This is a genomic window from Aurantimonas sp. HBX-1 (genome assembly GCF_021391535.1).
Lineage (GTDB): Bacteria > Pseudomonadota > Alphaproteobacteria > Rhizobiales > Rhizobiaceae > Aurantimonas.
This window is the reverse complement of the sequence record NZ_CP090066.1, coordinates 1,622,200-1,637,668: the sequence shown is the minus strand read 5'-3', so window position 1 is coordinate 1,637,668 and position 15,469 is coordinate 1,622,200. Positions and strand designations below refer to the sequence as shown.

General features: G+C 70.2%; 15 protein-coding genes. 8 read left to right on the top strand and 7 right to left on the bottom strand.

Annotation, left to right across the window (positions count from 1 at the left end):
- Positions 1–88: 88 nt before the first annotated feature.
- Positions 89–1,168 carry a recombinase RecA gene (gene recA, locus LXB15_RS07755; protein ID WP_233952178.1) on the bottom strand — a complete coding sequence of 360 codons (1,080 nt, stop codon included), beginning with the start codon at positions 1,166–1,168 and terminating at the stop codon, positions 89–91.
- 161 nt (positions 1,169–1,329) lie between these two features.
- Between recA and LXB15_RS07750 the strand changes: the two genes are divergently transcribed.
- A complete protein-coding gene (locus tag LXB15_RS07750; protein WP_233952176.1) occupies positions 1,330–2,292 on the top strand; it encodes a PfkB family carbohydrate kinase in 963 nt (320 codons plus the stop codon).
- Positions 2,292–3,212 (top strand): pseudouridine-5'-phosphate glycosidase, encoded by a 921-nt coding sequence (locus LXB15_RS07745; protein ID WP_233952175.1) that lies wholly within the window; start codon positions 2,292–2,294, stop codon positions 3,210–3,212. The genes LXB15_RS07750 and LXB15_RS07745 overlap by 1 nt, the downstream gene beginning before the upstream one ends.
- Positions 3,213–3,230: 18 nt before the next feature.
- On the opposite strand, the gene cckA is transcribed toward LXB15_RS07745, so the two are convergent.
- A complete protein-coding gene (gene cckA / locus LXB15_RS07740) occupies positions 3,231–5,771 on the bottom strand; it encodes a cell cycle histidine kinase CckA (protein WP_233952173.1) in 2,541 nt (846 codons plus the stop codon).
- A gap of 263 nt (positions 5,772–6,034) precedes the next feature.
- On the opposite strand from cckA, the gene LXB15_RS07735 reads away from it, so the two are divergent.
- Positions 6,035–7,480: a flagellar biosynthetic protein FliO gene (locus tag LXB15_RS07735; protein WP_233952171.1), complete on the top strand. Its 1,446-nt coding sequence runs from the start codon at positions 6,035–6,037 to the stop codon at positions 7,478–7,480.
- A 168-nt stretch (positions 7,481–7,648) separates the two neighbouring features.
- Here LXB15_RS07735 and dksA read toward each other — a convergent pair whose 3' ends face one another.
- Positions 7,649–8,065, bottom strand: a complete 417-nt coding sequence (gene dksA, locus LXB15_RS07730; RefSeq protein WP_233952169.1) for an RNA polymerase-binding protein DksA — start codon at positions 8,063–8,065, stop codon at positions 7,649–7,651.
- A 282-nt stretch (positions 8,066–8,347) separates the two neighbouring features.
- Here dksA and LXB15_RS07725 point away from each other — a divergent pair, with 282 nt between their 5' ends.
- From LXB15_RS07725 to LXB15_RS07710, 4 genes are all read left to right on the top strand, one after another.
- The gene (locus tag LXB15_RS07725; protein WP_233952167.1) at positions 8,348–8,878 is read left to right on the top strand and encodes a histidine phosphatase family protein; all 531 of its coding nucleotides are present in this window, start codon (positions 8,348–8,350) and stop codon (positions 8,876–8,878) included.
- A gap of 75 nt (positions 8,879–8,953) precedes the next feature.
- Entirely contained in the window at positions 8,954–10,405 is a 1,452-nt protein-coding gene (locus LXB15_RS07720; protein WP_233952165.1) for a YcjX family protein, read from the top strand.
- Positions 10,402–11,514, top strand: a complete 1,113-nt coding sequence (locus tag LXB15_RS07715; RefSeq protein ID WP_233952163.1) for a YcjF family protein — start codon at positions 10,402–10,404, stop codon at positions 11,512–11,514. Before LXB15_RS07720 ends, LXB15_RS07715 begins: the two co-directional genes overlap by 4 nt.
- Before the next feature lie 84 nt (positions 11,515–11,598).
- Positions 11,599–12,132, top strand: a complete 534-nt coding sequence (locus tag LXB15_RS07710; protein WP_233952162.1) for a hypothetical protein — start codon at positions 11,599–11,601, stop codon at positions 12,130–12,132.
- A gap of 7 nt (positions 12,133–12,139) precedes the next feature.
- On the opposite strand, the gene folK is transcribed toward LXB15_RS07710, so the two are convergent.
- Both folK and folP read right to left on the bottom strand, forming a co-directional pair.
- Positions 12,140–12,658 carry a 2-amino-4-hydroxy-6-hydroxymethyldihydropteridine diphosphokinase gene (folK, locus tag LXB15_RS07705; RefSeq protein WP_255696790.1) on the bottom strand — a complete coding sequence of 173 codons (519 nt, stop codon included), beginning with the start codon at positions 12,656–12,658 and terminating at the stop codon, positions 12,140–12,142.
- On the bottom strand, positions 12,655–13,515 hold the full coding sequence (folP, locus tag LXB15_RS07700; protein ID WP_233952160.1) for a dihydropteroate synthase: 861 nt from the start codon (positions 13,513–13,515) through the stop codon (positions 12,655–12,657). Before folP ends, folK begins: the two co-directional genes overlap by 4 nt.
- 156 nt (positions 13,516–13,671) lie before the next feature.
- On the opposite strand from folP, the gene LXB15_RS07695 reads away from it, so the two are divergent.
- Positions 13,672–14,289: a DUF922 domain-containing Zn-dependent protease gene (locus LXB15_RS07695; protein ID WP_233952158.1), complete on the top strand. Its 618-nt coding sequence runs from the start codon at positions 13,672–13,674 to the stop codon at positions 14,287–14,289.
- A 42-nt stretch (positions 14,290–14,331) separates the two neighbouring features.
- On the opposite strand, the gene LXB15_RS07690 is transcribed toward LXB15_RS07695, so the two are convergent.
- Together LXB15_RS07690 and LXB15_RS07685 are read right to left on the bottom strand one after the other, a co-directional pair.
- Positions 14,332–14,652 (bottom strand): 2Fe-2S iron-sulfur cluster-binding protein, encoded by a 321-nt coding sequence (locus LXB15_RS07690; protein WP_233952156.1) that lies wholly within the window; start codon positions 14,650–14,652, stop codon positions 14,332–14,334.
- A gap of 214 nt (positions 14,653–14,866) precedes the next feature.
- The gene (locus LXB15_RS07685; protein WP_233952154.1) at positions 14,867–15,247 is read right to left on the bottom strand and encodes an Hpt domain-containing protein; all 381 of its coding nucleotides are present in this window, start codon (positions 15,245–15,247) and stop codon (positions 14,867–14,869) included.
- Positions 15,248–15,469: the final 222 nt, after the last annotated feature.

Below are 15,469 nucleotides of genomic sequence, written 5' to 3'. Positions count from 1 at the left end.
GGCGCTTTGTACAGAGGCGGCAAAGGAGTGTCTATCAGGCGAACGAAAGGCATCCGGTCGGGGATGATCTCCCGGCCGGATTGCCGCCTCAGTCGTCCGCTTCGGCGCCGTCCGCGTCGCCGGTGTCGACGAGCAGCTGCTCGGCGATCAGGCCAGCATTCTGCCGGATCGACAGCTCGATCTCGTTGGCGACCGCCGGATTGTCGCGCAGGAAGGCCTTGGAGTTCTCGCGCCCCTGTCCGAGCCGCTGGCTGTTGTAGGAGAACCAGGCGCCGGACTTCTCGACGATGCCGGACTTGACGCCCAGATCGATGAGCTCACCGGTCTTCGAGACGCCCTCGCCGTACATAATGTCGAACTCGACCTGCTTGAACGGCGGCGCCAGCTTGTTCTTGACCACCTTGACCTTGGTCTGGTTGCCGGTGACCTCGTCGCGATCCTTGATCGCGCCGATCCGCCGGATGTCGAGGCGGACCGAGGCGTAGAACTTCAGCGCGTTGCCGCCGGTCGTGGTCTCGGGCGAGCCGAACATCACGCCGATCTTCATGCGGATCTGGTTGATGAAGATGACCATGCACTTCGAGCGCGAGATCGAGCCGGTCAGCTTGCGCAGCGCCTGGCTCATCAGCCGCGCCTGCATGCCGGGCAGCGAATCGCCCATCTCGCCCTCGATCTCGGCCCGCGGCGTCAGCGCCGCCACCGAATCGATGACCAGGACGTCGATGGCGCCCGAGCGGACCAGCGTGTCGGTGATCTCCAGCGCCTGCTCGCCGGTATCGGGCTGCGAGATCAGGAGATTCTCCAGATCCACACCGAGCTTGCGGGCATAGACCGGGTCGAGCGCATGCTCGGCGTCGACGAAGGCGCAGATGCCGCCCTTCTTCTGGGCTTCCGCGATGGTGTGCAGCGCCAGCGTGGTCTTGCCCGAGCTTTCCGGACCGTAGATCTCGACGATGCGGCCCTTGGGCAGGCCGCCGACGCCGAGCGCGATATCGAGGCCGATAGAGCCCGTGGAGACCGTCTCGATCTCGACGATCTTCTCGTTCTCGCCCAACCGCATGATCGAGCCCTTGCCGAACGCCCGCTCGATCTGCGAAAGCGCGGCGTCGAGAGCCTTGGTCTTGTCCAACGAAATTTCCTCGACGAGACGGAGTGAGTTCTGTGCCATGGAGACGGGACCTTATTTCACGCGTTGGATCGGGGTGCAATGACGGCTTGGAGGAATTTGTACCGCTTTTGTTCCGGTCCGGCAAGCGGGTATTCTTGCTTTGTTCTGGAAACGGCGGGGCGGCCGAATCGCGCCTTGCCCCGGCCTTCGTTTAAGAAACCGTGAACCCCTCGCCCGCCGCGCCCCCGTTGGTCTTCGTCGCCGGCGCCGCCCATGTCGATCGGCGCGCCAAGGCGGACGTGCCGTTCGTCGCCGGCGCGTCCAATCCCGGCCATCTGGTCGATGTGCCGGGAGGTGCGGCGTTCAATGGCGCCCTGGCGTTGCACGGGCTCGGCTGCCACGTCGCCTTCCAGGGCGCACGGGGCGGCGATGCCGACGGCAAGCGGGTCGCCCGCGCGCTGGCGGAACTTGGCTTCGAGGATGTCAGCGTCACCTGGCTGGACCGACGTACGCCGACCTACACCGCGATCCTCGACGACCGCAGCGAGTTGGTGGCGGGCATCGCGGACATGGCGCTCTACGACCGGCTGATGCCCCGTATCTTCTCGCGCGTCCACGTCCGCAGGGCGCTTGCCCGGTCGGATGCGCTGCTGGTCGACGCGAACCTGCCGGCCGGCTCGCTGGCGGCGCTCGCCAAGGCAGCCGGCAAGCGGCCGATCGTCGCGATCGGGGTTTCCCCGGCCAAGGTCGGCCGGCTCGCCGCCATCCTGCCGCTGCTCACCGCGGTGTTCCTCTCCCGCGCCGAGGCCGCAAGTCTCGTCGAGGCGACGCCGGCCACCAGCCCCCTGCTCCTTGCCGAGCTTCTTGCCGAGATCGGCGTGCGCCGGGCGGTGATCACCGACGGGCCGCGTGACGTGGCGGTCATCGAGGGCGAGGCGGTGTTGTTCCAGCAGCCGCCGACCGTGGTGCCGCGCGACGTCACCGGCGCCGGCGACACACTCGCGGCGGTGGCGCTCGCCTGGCTGTGGGCCGGCCGTCCGTGGCTCGACTGCGTGCGGAACGGCATCGCCGCCTCGTCGCTGCGCATTGCCGGCGAGACGTTTCCGCCGCCCGACATGGCGCGGCGGATCGACGAATGCGTGGCCTCCATGCCGGCGCCCCGCTCGCAGGAAAGGAACTTCTGATGGCACCCGCCTCTCCATTCGCGCTCTCGAAGGACGTCGCCGTCGCAAGGGAAGCCGGGCGTCCCGTCGTGGCGCTCGAATCGACCATCGTCACCCACGGCATGCCCTGGCCGCAGAACCTCGCCATGGCCCGCCGGGTCGAGGCGATCATCCGCGAGGAAGGCGCCGTTCCCGCCACCGTCGCGGTGCTCGACGGACGCCTTCGCATCGGCCTCGAGGACGCGGAACTGGAAAGCCTCGCTTCGGTGCGCGATGCCATGAAGCTGTCGCGCGCCGACCTCGCCTTCGCGGTGGCGACCGGGCGCACCGGGGCGACGACCGTCGCCGCGACGATGATCGCCGCAGCGCTCGCCGGCATCGGCGTCTTCGCGACCGGCGGCATTGGCGGCGTGCATCGCGGCGCCGAGACGAGCTTCGACATCTCGGCCGATCTCGAGGAGCTGGCGCGCACGCCCGTGCTAGTCGTCTGCGCCGGCGCCAAGGCGATTCTGGATCTGAAGAAAACCTACGAAGTCCTTGAGACCAAAGGTGTTCCGGTGGTCTGCGACGGCGCCGACGAGCTACCGGCGTTCTGGTCGCGCGGCTCCGGCATCCCGGCGCCGTTGCGGCTCGACACGCCGGAGGCGATCGCCGCGTTCCAGGCAGCGCGCGAGACGCTCGGCATCGGCGGCGGCATGCTGGTCGCCAACCCGGTGCCCGAGGCCGACGCCTTGCCACAGACGGTGGTGGAGGCATGGATCGACGCGGCCCTCGCCGATGCCGCCGACCGCGGCATCGCCGGCAAGGCGGTTACGCCGTTCCTGCTGCAGCGCATGTTCGAACTCAGCGACGGCCGGTCGCTGACCGCGAACATCGCGCTGGTGGAGAACAATGCCCGCCTCGCCGCCCGCATCGCCGTCGCGATGCGCGGGCACGGCTGATCGCGAGGCCAACCGCCTCTATTCGTCGAGCATCGTCTTCACCGAGACCGCGAGATCGCGCAGCGAGAACGGCTTGGCGAGGAAGCCGAACTTCTCGCCTTCGGGCAGGTTCTTGGCGAAGGCGTCCTCGGCATAGCCCGAGACGAAGATGAACTTCAGGTCCGGCCGCTTCTGGCGCATCTCGCGCAGCAGCGTCGGCCCGTCCATCTCCGGCATCACCACGTCGGAGACGACGAGGTCGATGCGGCCCTCGAGTTCCTCCATCACCTCCAGCGCCTCGATGCCGGAGGCCGCCTCGTGCACCTCGTAGCCGCGCATCTTCAGCGCCCGCACATTGCCGGCGCGCACGTGATCCTCGTCCTCGACGAGCAGGATCGACGCCGTGCCCGACAGGTCCATCTTGGCGTTGCTGGCGGCGGCGGTCCCGGCGTCGCTCTTGATGGCGGCCACCTGCGCCGGAATGTGCCGCGGCAGGAATATCCGGAAGACCGTGCCCTTGCCCTGGGTCGAATCGACGAAGATGAAGCCGCCGGACTGCTTGACGATCCCGTAGACCATCGACAGGCCCAGCCCGGTGCCCTTGCCGATCTCCTTGGTGGTGAAGAACGGCTCGAATATCCGCTCGGCGACATCGGCCGGCATGCCGGTGCCGGTGTCGGCGACCTCGACCAGCACGTAGTCGCCCTCGGTCAATTCGCCATATCCGAAGCGGCGGGCCTCGTCGGCCGGCACGTTGCGGGTCGAGATGGTGATCTTGCCGCCGCCCGGCATGGCGTCGCGGGCGTTCTGGACGAGATTGGTGATCACCTGCTCGAACTGGCCGATATCGGCCATCACCGGCCAGAGATCGCGCTCGTGGTGGCGTTCCAGCTTGGTGTTGTCGCCGCTGACCCGCTTCAGGAGCAGGTGCATGTCGGCGATCACGTCGGTCAGGCTGAGCATCTTCGGCCGCATCGTCTGGCGGCGCGAATAGGCGAGCAGCTGGCGGACCAGCGACGCGGCGCGGTTGGCGCTCTGCTTGATCAGCAGAAGGTCCTGGAACGAGGGATCGCCGGTCCGGTGGTTGAGCAGCAGGAAGTCGACCGAGGCGGTGATGATGGTCAGGACGTTGTTGAAGTCGTGCGCGATGCCGCCCGCGAGATTGCCGATTGCCTGCATCTTCTGGCTCTTGGCGTACTGGTCCTCGAGCACGCGCTGCTCGGTGATGTCGACGCCGTAGAGGATCGCGGCTTCCTCGGTCTCGCTGCCCGCCTTCGGCACGGCGCTGATATAGAGCCGCACGGAACGCGGCGGCTCGCCCTCGATCTCGGCATCGATCGCCGGGATGCCCGCCCGACCGCCCATCGCCGCCGCCAGCGCCTGGCGCAGGCCCTCGCGGCCGCTTTCGCGCAGGCTGCGCTCGATCTCCGCCCCGCCCGCGGCGGCCTGCTGGCCGAATATCTGGCCGAATACCGCATTCGCCCGCACCACCCGCCCGTGCTCGTCGAGCGCGGCGATCGCCATCGGCGATGAATTGAAGAACCGCGTGAACCGCGCCTCGGCGACCTCAAGCGAGCCTGCCGCCTCGTTGTCGCCGCCACGGTTGAGCACCAGCGTGCGCACGATTCCTGGCGCTGCCGCGTCGCCCTCGGCGCTGCGACGCAGCAGCCGGACCGGCAGGCTCTGGCCACGCTCGGTCACCAGGTCGAGATCGATGACCGTCGGGACGTCGGAATCGGCGCCGCTCCGCTGCGGCGACAGCAACGCGTGCGACACCTCGGGAACGAATTCGAGGATCGAGCGGCTGAACGGCTTGAACTCGCTGAGGTCGACGTCGAGCCAGCCGGCGAGCGTCGCATTGAGATAGGCGATGCGGTGGTCGGCGTCGGCCGCGAAGAAGCCCGCCGGCGCCTTGTCGAGATAGTCGATCGCGTGCTGCAGGTCCTGGAACGAGCTTTCCTCGTGCTTGCGGTCCGCGGTGATGTCGAGGATCTGCCAGGCCTGCAGCAGGCCGTTCGCCGTCGCCAGCGGCCGCACCGAAGCACGGTACCAGTGGGCGGCGGGGGCGGCGTCGCCGCCCGACAGGCTGCGCGGCAGCCGGAACTCGCGCTGGCCGGCCCGGTTCTCGCGCGCCAGGTTGGCGAGCGCGTAGATCGCCTCCGACGCCTCCGGCTCGCGCGCCAGCAGCCGCTCCAGCGTCTTTACCGCGGTGGCGGTGGTCGCCCCGGTCGCCTCGCCATAGGCGCGGTTGGCGTAGATGATCCGGCCCTTGCGGTCGACGATCAGCGTGCCGGTGCGGGCCGTGTCCAGGAAGTCCTTGGCGATCGCGCCCTCGGCGATTCGGCCGGTGAACTGCACGAAACCGAGCGCGGTCGCGAAGATCGCGGCGATGCCGGCGACCGCCAGGGCGCCGAAGATGATCACCAGGGCGATGGCGCCGTAGGCATGGCCGAACAGCGCCAGGAGCGCCGCCAGCAGGATCAGCCCGCCCCCGAGCACCAGCAGGCGGCGCACGCCGGATGCCGCCGCGGCCCGGTCGATCAAAGGCTTCTCGACCGTTCCCATCGGCACTCCGTTCATCCTGGTCCCCCGCCCTGCATGCACCCTGTCAGGCGCGCGCGATACTGAATCAAAAGCCGGACCGAGGCGAGATGTCGCTTGGACGGTTTTTCTTTGGCCTGCAATCGCGAAAAAACCCGCGGCCACCTTCGCGCGCGATCGATGACGCACTATGAACAGCCAAGCTGGCCCTATGCTTGAGTTCGGGGCCACCTCGTTCAACCCGGCCCGGCCACGGCTTTTCGGCCGCGGTCGTCCCTCCCGCCCTGCAGGAGCCAGAGCCCATGCCCCAATGGATTGTCGATATCGTCGGGGAGAGCCTCGCCCCGATCGTCTGGGTGGCGATCGTGGCCCTCGTGGTGTGCCTGCTGGCGATCGTCGTGATCCTGCTGGCCCGCAAGGCCTTCGGCGGCCTCGGCGGCGGCGGTTTCAAGACCCGGGCGCCGCGGCTGGCGGTCATGGATGTCGCGCGGATCGACGAGAAGCGCCGGCTGGTGCTGGTGCGGCGCGACGAGGTGGAGCACCTGGTGCTCGTCGGCGGCCAGACGGATATCCTGCTGGAGGGCAACATACTGCGCGTGCCGGCGGCCGCGCGGGCCCGCGCCGAGTCGCAGCTCGACCGGCACCCGGAGCCGGAGGACGCCGCGGTGACGCGCCGCTGGGACGCCCCGTCGCACGGCGAGGAGCGCCAGGCCCCGGCACCGGTCGCGCCGACGCCGGCTCCGGCCCGGCAGGAATTGCGGCATCCGGTGCAGAATGGCGCGGCAGCGGCGCCTGAACCACGCGCCGCAGCGGCGCCCAGTCCGGTCGCCACGCCGGCGCCGGTTCCCGCCGTCGCTTCGGCCCGTCCGGTGACGCCGAAGCGGGACCCCGCACCGCTGCCCGAGGCGCGACGGCCGGAGCCCGAGGCGGTGCGGCTGCCGCCGCGGCCGCCGGTCCCGCCTGCCCCGCCCCGGTCGATGGCGACCCCGACCCTGCCTGTCCCGGCCCCGCGCGAGGAGTCGAACCCGCCGCAGCCTTCTTCCCCGCCACGCAGCGCCGGCCGGATCGAGCCGTCGCTCACGGTGCCCGAGCCGCATCCGGCCCCTGACATGTCGCCGCAGCGAGCCGAACTTCGCGACCGTCTGAACCGGGCGGCGCAGGAGCTGCCGCGCGCCCCGGCCGTCGCGGCCCCGGCTGCGACGCCGGACCGGCCGGCCGAGGCGGCGCCCGAACGGCGGCCGCTTTCGGTGCGCAGTTTCGCCACCGCCATCCAGAACCGCGGCGCCGCCCCCGAGCCGCAGGCGCCCGCCGCCCCGCCGAAACCGCCCGTCGTGGCGGCCCCCGTCGCGGCGCCGGCCCCGCCCGCCCCGCCCGCCCCGCCGCAGCAACCGCCAGCAGCCGCGCCGGCGCCCGAGCCGAGCCTCGAGGACTTCCTGTCGGCTGAACTCGATTCGGAACTGTCGCGCGAGGAGGCGCCGCAGGCCTCCCCGGACCGCGTCGAGGAGCCCGAACGCCAGCAGGCGCCGGATCCCGCCGTGAGGTCAGGTGCAGCGGAATCCGCTCGTCCGGCACCGGCGGTGCAGGAGACGACCTCGCCACGCGCTCCGGAACCGTCTCTGGACACGCCGCCATCGGCCGGAGGCGACAAGGCACCCGACCCGGCGCGCAAGCTGACGCTCGAGGAAGAGATGGAACGGCTGCTGGGCGATTTCAGCTTCGGGGAAAGCGAGCGGCGCGACCGCGGCTGAGCGACAGGCCCGAGGCGGCGGCGTGGCCGGCTCGACTTACGGGCTGCCACGCTGCGCGCCGAGCGGGCGGGTCAGCGAAATAAAGCTTCGGTCGGGCTCGTGCCGCGGCCGGTATTCCGGGCGGGGCGAGTTAGCACGCCGGAGCGTGTCTCTCGCGGCCAGTTCGGCCTATTCGTCGCGGTAGACCTTCTCGCGCCGCTCATGGCGCTCCTGCGCCTCGAGCGACATCGTGGCGATCGGCCGCGCGTCCAGCCGCTTCAGGCTGATCGGCTCGCCGGTCTCCTCGCAATAGCCGTAGGTGCCCTCCTCGATCCGCTCCAGCGCGGCGTCGATCTTCGCGATCAGCTTGCGCTGGCGGTCGCGGGCCCGGAGCTCGATCGAGCGGTCGGTTTCCGAGGACGCCCGGTCGGCGGCGTCGGCCAGGCTGCTGTTGTCGTTGGCCAGGGCTTCCAGCGTCTCGCGTGATTCGCGAAGGATCTCGGCCTTCCAGGCGAGCAGCTTCCGACGAAAGTACTCCTTCTGGCGATCATTCATGAACGGGCCGTCTTCCGACAGGGTCGCATCCATCTTGAGTGTCTCGCTCATTGGGCACCTCCGTTCCGCAGCCCGGGCTTATAGCGACGCTTTGTCGAGCGAACAAGTTGCTTCATCTGCCTCAACCTCAATGTGATTCAAGAATCTAAAGCGCGGAATTCGTTCGCCTTTCGGCGCGCTTATCGCCTGGCAGGCATGACAGGCCGATGACGCGCGGCCCAGCGGCGACCTTATCGACCGATGCTGGTGCGTCGCTTGCACCTCGCGCGGGGATTGTCCCCGGGAGGTCCGCCGCGATTGCCGCGGCGGCGGATTCGGCTTACTCGAACGTCTATGTCCGCTGTCCCGCAAAGCCGCCTTTTCATCCTGCGCCACGCGCATTCGTCCTGGGCCCTGCCCGGCGAGCGCGATCACCAGCGTGCGCTGGACGAGCGGGGCCGCGCCGACGCGATTCGCCTCGAGCGGCACCTTCGGGAGGAGGACTGGGGCGTCGATGCGGTGTCGAGTTCCACCGCGACCCGCGCTACCGAAACGCTGGATCTTGTCCGCCCGGCGCTGGCGGCCGGCACCCCCGAGCATTTCTCCGACGCCCTCTACGCGCTCGGCGTCGATGCCTATTTCGCCGAGACCCGCCGCCTGGGAGACGCGACCGCCCTGCTCCTGATCGGCCATAATCCGATGGTCGAGGAATTCACCATCTCGCTCGCCGGAAGCGGCGACGAGGAGGCGCTCGCGACGCTGCGGAACGGCTTTCCCACCTGCGGGCTGGCGACCGTGGAGTTTTCCACTCCCCTCGCCGAGGTCACTCCCGGTGCCGGCGTGCTGCGTCGCCTGCTGGTGCCGGCCGACTTCGCCCGAGGTTGACGCTTCGGCCTTTCGACGCCGGCATGGGCCTCCTATATCGGTCCCGCAGCCAGAGCAGAGGAAACCCGCGCGTTCATGACCTCCCTTGCCGACGAGGCGCGGCTCGTCCTCGACAATTTCGCCGACCGCACGGCCGGCCTCTTCCACCCCAGCCTGCGCCTCGGCGTCACCGGCCTGTCGCGCGCCGGCAAGACCGTGTTCATCACGGCGCTCGTCCATAATCTCCTGCATGGCGGCCGTCTGTCGCTGTTCGAGGCGCAGGCCAGCGGCCGGATCATGCGCAGCTATCTCGAGGAGCAGCCGGACGATGCGGTGCCGCGGTTCCAGTACGAGGAGCACATCCGCACCATCCTCGAGGACCGGGCCTGGCCGAAATCCACCCGGGCGATCTCCGAGCTGCGTCTCACCATCGAGTACGAGTCGGCCTCCGGCTGGTCGCGCATGTTCTCGGGCGGCCGGCTGTCGCTGGACATCGTCGACTACCCCGGCGAATGGCTGCTGGACCTGCCGCTGCTGGAGAAGGATTTCGCCCGCTTCTCCGCCGAGGCGCTGGAACGGGCCCGGCTGCCCTCGCGCCAGGCCATGGCTAGACGCTTTCTCGCGCTGATCGACGGGCTGGATCTCGCCCAGCCGGCGGACGAGCCGACCGCCCAGGCGCTCAGCGCCGCCTTCGCCGACTACCTGAAGGCCTGCCGGGACGACTCCACCGCCCTGTCGACGCTGCCGCCCGGACGATTCCTGATGCCCGGCGACCTCGAAGGCTCGCCCGCGCTCACCTTCGCGCCGCTGCCGGTCGAGCCGGGCCGGACCTATCCGAAGGGCTCGCTCGCCGCGCTGCTGGCGCGGCGCTACGAAGCCTACAAGACCGTGGTGGTGAAACCGTTCTTCCGCGAGCATTTCGCGCGGCTGGACCGGCAGATCCTGCTGGTCGACGTGATGCAGGCGATCAATGCCGGCCCCGAGGCAGTGCGCGACCTCGAAACCGCCCTCGCCGACATTCTAGGCTGCTTCCGGCCCGGCCGCAGCAGCTGGCTCGGCTCCTTCCTGACCCGGCGCATCGACCGCATCCTCGTCGCCGCGACCAAGGCGGACCATCTGCACCGCGACAGCCACCGCCCGCTCGAAGCGATCGTCCGGCGGCTGCTCGACGACGCCATCGCCCGGGCGAAGTTCTCTGGCGCCGAGACCGATGTCCTGGCGCTGGCGGCGGTCCGCGCCACCCGCGAGGCGACCGTCACCGACGGCGACGACCGCCTGCCGGTGATCGTCGGCACGCCCGCCGCCGGCGAGACCATCGGCCGCGACACCTTCGACGGCGAAACCGAGACGGCGGTGTTCCCCGGCGACCTGCCAACCGATCCCGCCCGGCTGTTCCTGCCGGATTCCGGCAGGCCGGCGGACGGGATCCGCTTCGTGCGGTTCCGGCCGCCGCGGCTGGAGCGTACCGCCGATGGGCTGACGCTGTCGCTTCCGCACATCCGCCTCGACCGCGCCCTGCAGTTCCTCCTGGGAGACCGGCTGGCATGAGCAACGACGACGTATCCCGCCCGGGCCGGCGACCCGGCGCCTATCGGCTGGACGAAGCCGGCCTCGCGCGCACCCCGGCCCCGCAAGAGCCTGTCGCACCCGCCCGTGCCCCGCGGGCGATCGAAGACCTGACACGCGTCGCGCTCGAGCCGGACGACGCCATCGAGCGCCAGGCGCTGGACGCCCTGGAGGTCGTGCCTGCCTCCCGGCGCCGGCGCGGCTTCTCCTTCGGCAAGCTCTTCATCGGCGCGCTGGGCGTTCTGGTGTCGCTGGGCGTCGCGCTGGCGATCGATGCGCTGATCCGCGACCTCTTTGCGCGCTACGACTGCCTCGGCTGGCTGGCGGTCGCGGTCACCGTCCTATTGGTGATTGGCGCCGTCGGTGTCGCGGCCCGCGAAGCCATCGGCCTGATGCGCCTGTCGGCCGTCGACCGCGAACGGCAGGAGGGCCTTGCCGCCTACGAGGCCAACGCCGCCGACGACGCCCGCAACGTGGTGCGGTCGCTGTCGACGCTCCTCTCCGGACGCCCCGAGACCGCCCATGGCCGGGCGCGCCTGGCGGCGCTCGAGGACGAGGTGATCGACGGCGCCGACCTGATCGCGCTGGCCGAACGCGAACTGCTCGGGCCCCTCGACGCCGCCGCGCGCACGCTGGTCCTCGCCTCGTCCAAGCGCGTCTCGGTGGTCACGGCGGTCAGCCCAAAGGCGCTGGTCGACGTCGCCTACGTGCTGTTCGAGACCGTCAAGCTGATCCGCCGCATGTCGGAGCTCTACGGCGCGCGGCCCGGCACGCTCGGCCTGATCCGCCTGACCCGCGACGTCCTGGCGCACCTGGCGGTGACCGGCTCGATCGCCATCGGCGACGGCGTCATGCAGCAGCTTCTCGGCCATGGCGTCGCGGCCAAGCTGTCGGCGCGGATGGGCGAAGGCGTGGTCAACGGCCTTCTCACTGCGCGCGTCGGCCTCGCCGCGATGGATCTCTGCCGGCCGCTGCCATTCCTGCGGATGCGGCGCCCGCGCATCGGCGACGTCCTGTCGGAACTGGTCACGATCGGGGGCGGCGCCGCTTCCCGCCGACAGGCCTCCGGGGCAAATCCGAACGAATTGTAAACGCCGCAGCAAGGCTTGCTTAACCCTTACGAGCGATAAACGTCGGTGAAACAGCCGCTTGCGCCCGTCAGGAAGGTTAGCCCCATGTCCCGCATTCTGAAGGCCGGTCTCGCACTCGCGATCGCCGCCGCCACCGGCCTCGCCTCGCCGGCTCACGCCGAGAATGACGAGACCTTCTTCCGCCAGGTCGTCGGCCAGTGGTCGGGGCCGGGCGAGATCGTCGCCGGCAAGTACAAGGGCACCAAGTTCATCTGCGACTTCGCCGGCACGCAGCATCCGAAAAGCGTCGGCATGGCGCTCGACGGCTCCTGCCGGGTCGGGATGTTCTCCCAGCCGATGCGCGCCGAGGTCGTGCGCGCCGGCAAGAACTACACCGGCGCCTTCCAGGACGGCGCCAAGGGCAAGGGCCTCGACATCGTCTCGGGCGACGTCGGTGCAGACCGGATCGTCGTCGGCCTCGACCGCAAGCAGCTCAAGGGCGCGATGATCGCCCGCCTCGCCGACCAGGACACGATGGCGATCACCGTCTCCGTCCGCGTCGCCTCCGACCTCGTGCCGGTCATCGGCATGAACCTCAAGCGCACCGGCGCCGTGCGCCAGAGCGCCCTCGCCGACTGAGGCGCCGTCAGCCGGGCGCGCCCGGCTCGCGCCACCATTCGCCATCGCGGCTCGCCGGCTCGATCCCCTCGGGATCGGCCGCGGCTGCCCATTCTGCCACCGTGCGGCCGCCGATCCGCAGCGTCGGCGCGATCTCGGCCAGCGGGATAAGCACGAAGGCGCGGTCCGTCACGCGCGGATGCGGCAGGATCAGCGCGTCGTCCGCGTACGGCATTTCGCCGTAGTCGAGGACGTCAAGGTCGAGCGTGCGCGGCCCCCAGCGCTCGCGGCGCTCGCGCTTGAATTCCCGCTCCGTCGCAAGGCACAGTTCCAGCAGGTCGCGCGGCGGCAGCGTCGTGGCCACCGCGGCGCAGGCGTTGAAGAACCACGGCTGGTCGGTCTTGCCCCAGGGCGGCGTGCGGTAGAGCCGCGAGACGGCGACCACGTCGCAATCCGGCCTCGCGTCGATGCGGCCGAGCGCCGCCGCCATCGTCGCCCGCGGATCGCCGATATTGCCGCCCAGCCCGAGAAGCGCGGTGACGCTCACCACCGCTCGCCGCGGAGCGCCCGGCGCATGGCGTCGGCGATCATCAGTGCATCGCGGTTGGCCGGGACGTTGTGGACGCGGAAGATGTCCGCCCCGCGCTCGCGCAGCAGCACCGAGGTCGCCGCTGAGGCGATGTCGGGCTCGGGGTCCTCGCGGCCGATCGCGCCACGCACGAAGCGCTTGCGCGAGGTGCCGACGAGCAGCGGGAAGCCGAGGCTCATCAGCTCGGCGAAGCGCGCCATCAGGATCATGTTCTCCGGACCGTCCTTGGCGAAGCCGAAGCCCGGGTCGAGCACGATCGCGTCGTCGGCGACACCCGCCGCGCGGGCGATCTCGAGCGAGCGGCGCAGGAACAGGAACTGGTCCTCGATGACGTCGGGAAGCGTCTGGCGCTCGCGGCCGGTGTGCATCATGCAAAGGCCCGACCCGGTCTCCGCCGCGACGCGGGCGATCTCGGGGTCCTTCTGCGCCCCCCAGACGTCGTTGACGATGTGGGCGCCGGCCTGCACCGCCAGCCGGGCCGTCTGCGAGCGGTAGGTGTCGACCGAGATGAGGCAGTCCGAGCGGCGCGCCAGTTCCTCGATCACCGGCAGGATCCGCCGCTGCTCCTCCAGCGCGTCCACCGGGGTCGCGCCCGGCCGCGTCGACTCGCCGCCGATATCGACGATGGTGGCGCCCTCGGCGACCATCGTCAGCGACTCCGCCACGGCCGCCTCGACGCTGGCGTAGCGGCCGCCGTCGGAGAAACTGTCCGGCGTGGCGTTGAGAATGCCCATGATGCAGGCCTGCCCGCCGAGCGCGATGCTGCGGCCGTGGCCGACGGCCCAGTTGCCGCCCCTCGGTTCGATGACGTCCATGGACGCTCCTGCCAGCTGGTGTCTTCCTGCATCGTCGGTAACGTGCCGCTGCGTGCCGCGCAATTGCGCGCGAGGCGGGTTGTGTTGCGCCACCGATGGGTTAGCCTGATGCCTTCAGGTATAGTGAGCCTCGTTTCGGGCAGAGGATCCTAGCAAATGCGGACGAAAACGGGCCTGCTGATCGGCGTCGCGGCGCTCGCCGCCGGGCTGGCCCACGCCGGCTGGGCGCAGGCGGCGACGGTCACCCAGCGGACCACCTACTTCGCCGTGAAGGGCTCGACGCTCGAGGAACTCGACCGGGACCTGAGCCGCAGCGGTCCCTATGTCGCCGAGACCGGGCTTCGCCATCCCGGCGCGACCGAGGTGAAGTTCGACGGACAGGTGACCTACAAACGGGTTGCCGGCGGCTGCAAGGTCGACCAGACCAATCTCGGGCTGACGCTCAACATGACCCTGCCGCGCTGGACGCCGCCGAGGCGGGTCGCGCCGGAAACCATCCTGGTGTGGCAGACGCTCGAGCAGGACATCCGCCGCCACGAGAACCGCCACGCGGAGATCGCGCGAGAGTGGCTGAAGCGCATGGAGATGGCGATCCGCAACCTGCGGCCGCGGCCCAGTTGCGCGGCCATGGAGGCGGACGTCAACAACGTCACCCAGCGTTATCTCGCCTCGCACGAGCGCGCCCAGATCGAGTTCGACACGATCGAGGGCCGCGAGGTGAACTTCCGGCTGCGCCGCGCGCTCAACCGCACCATGCAGGAATACGGCCGGTAGAGCCGAGGGCGGTTGCGCGGCGGGAAGCCGCCGGCGGTTCGCTCAGGCCTGGCGCTCGGGGATCCTCAGCACCAGCCCGTCGAGATCCTCGCGGATCTTGATCTGGCAGGACAGGCGCGAATTCGGCTGCATCTCGACGGCGAAGTCGAGCATGTCCTCCTCCATCGCCTCCGGCTCGCCGGTCTTCGCCAACCAGGCTTCGTCGACATAGACGTGGCAGGTCGCGCAGGCGCAGGCGCCGCCGCATTCCGCCTCGATCCCGGGAACGTCGTTGCGGATGGCGTTCTCCATCGCCGTCGTCCCTACGGGAGCGTCGATATCGTAGCGTTGACCGTCGTGGGTGACGAAGGTGAGCTTGGCCATGAGCGATGGTCTCTCGTTCGATGATTGCGGGCGACGACGTCGCCCTTCCCCGCTGCGGGCAACGAGACGAGGCGGGATCGGCCGCGCACCCGGCTGGCCGGCGCCGTCACATCTGCGCGCGGGCCGGTCCGCCGAAGGCGGCAGACTGCCGGTCTGTTAGGGGCTGACGGACCGCAAAGTCAACTCTCGCGAGCCGCGTGGATTCGCGCCGTGCTTACTCGATCAGCGAGCGGGCGAAGCTGGCGGCCGCTTCCGCTTCCAGGCGCAGCTGCGCCAGCGCCGTCGCGTCGCGCGGCGCGCTTTCGTAGCGTTCGGCGCTGTCGGCGAGCCGGAAGGCTCCGACATTGCGGGCGGTGCCCTTCAGCGCATGGGCGATCTGCCGCCGCTCCTCGTCCCGCGCGCCGTCGATCCGGCGCAGCAGCGTATCCAGCTGCCGGCTCAGCATGCCCAGCACGTCGGCTTCCAGCGCCCGGTCGCCGCAGGTCTGGCGGGCCAGATGGACGAGGTCGATCGGCCGGCGCCGCGACGGGCACTGCGATGTGGCAGGCTTGTCGCCGGTCTCGGCCTTCTCCGCCTTCAGCGCCGCCAGGATCATCTGCGTCTCCTTCAGGGCCCGAAGCCCGCCCGGCGTGGGGTTTCCGGCTGATGCCGGCCTGCGACGGGGATGACCCATCATCTGGCGACAGCATGTATGAAGGATTAACCGGCGGGCGCATGTTGCAGCGAACGGCGCGCGCCCGCGGCACGGCGCCTGCGCCAGCATCCCCGGCGCCACAAGGGGCCCGGGCCGTAACCGTGAGGATTTTCGTAACGCCGT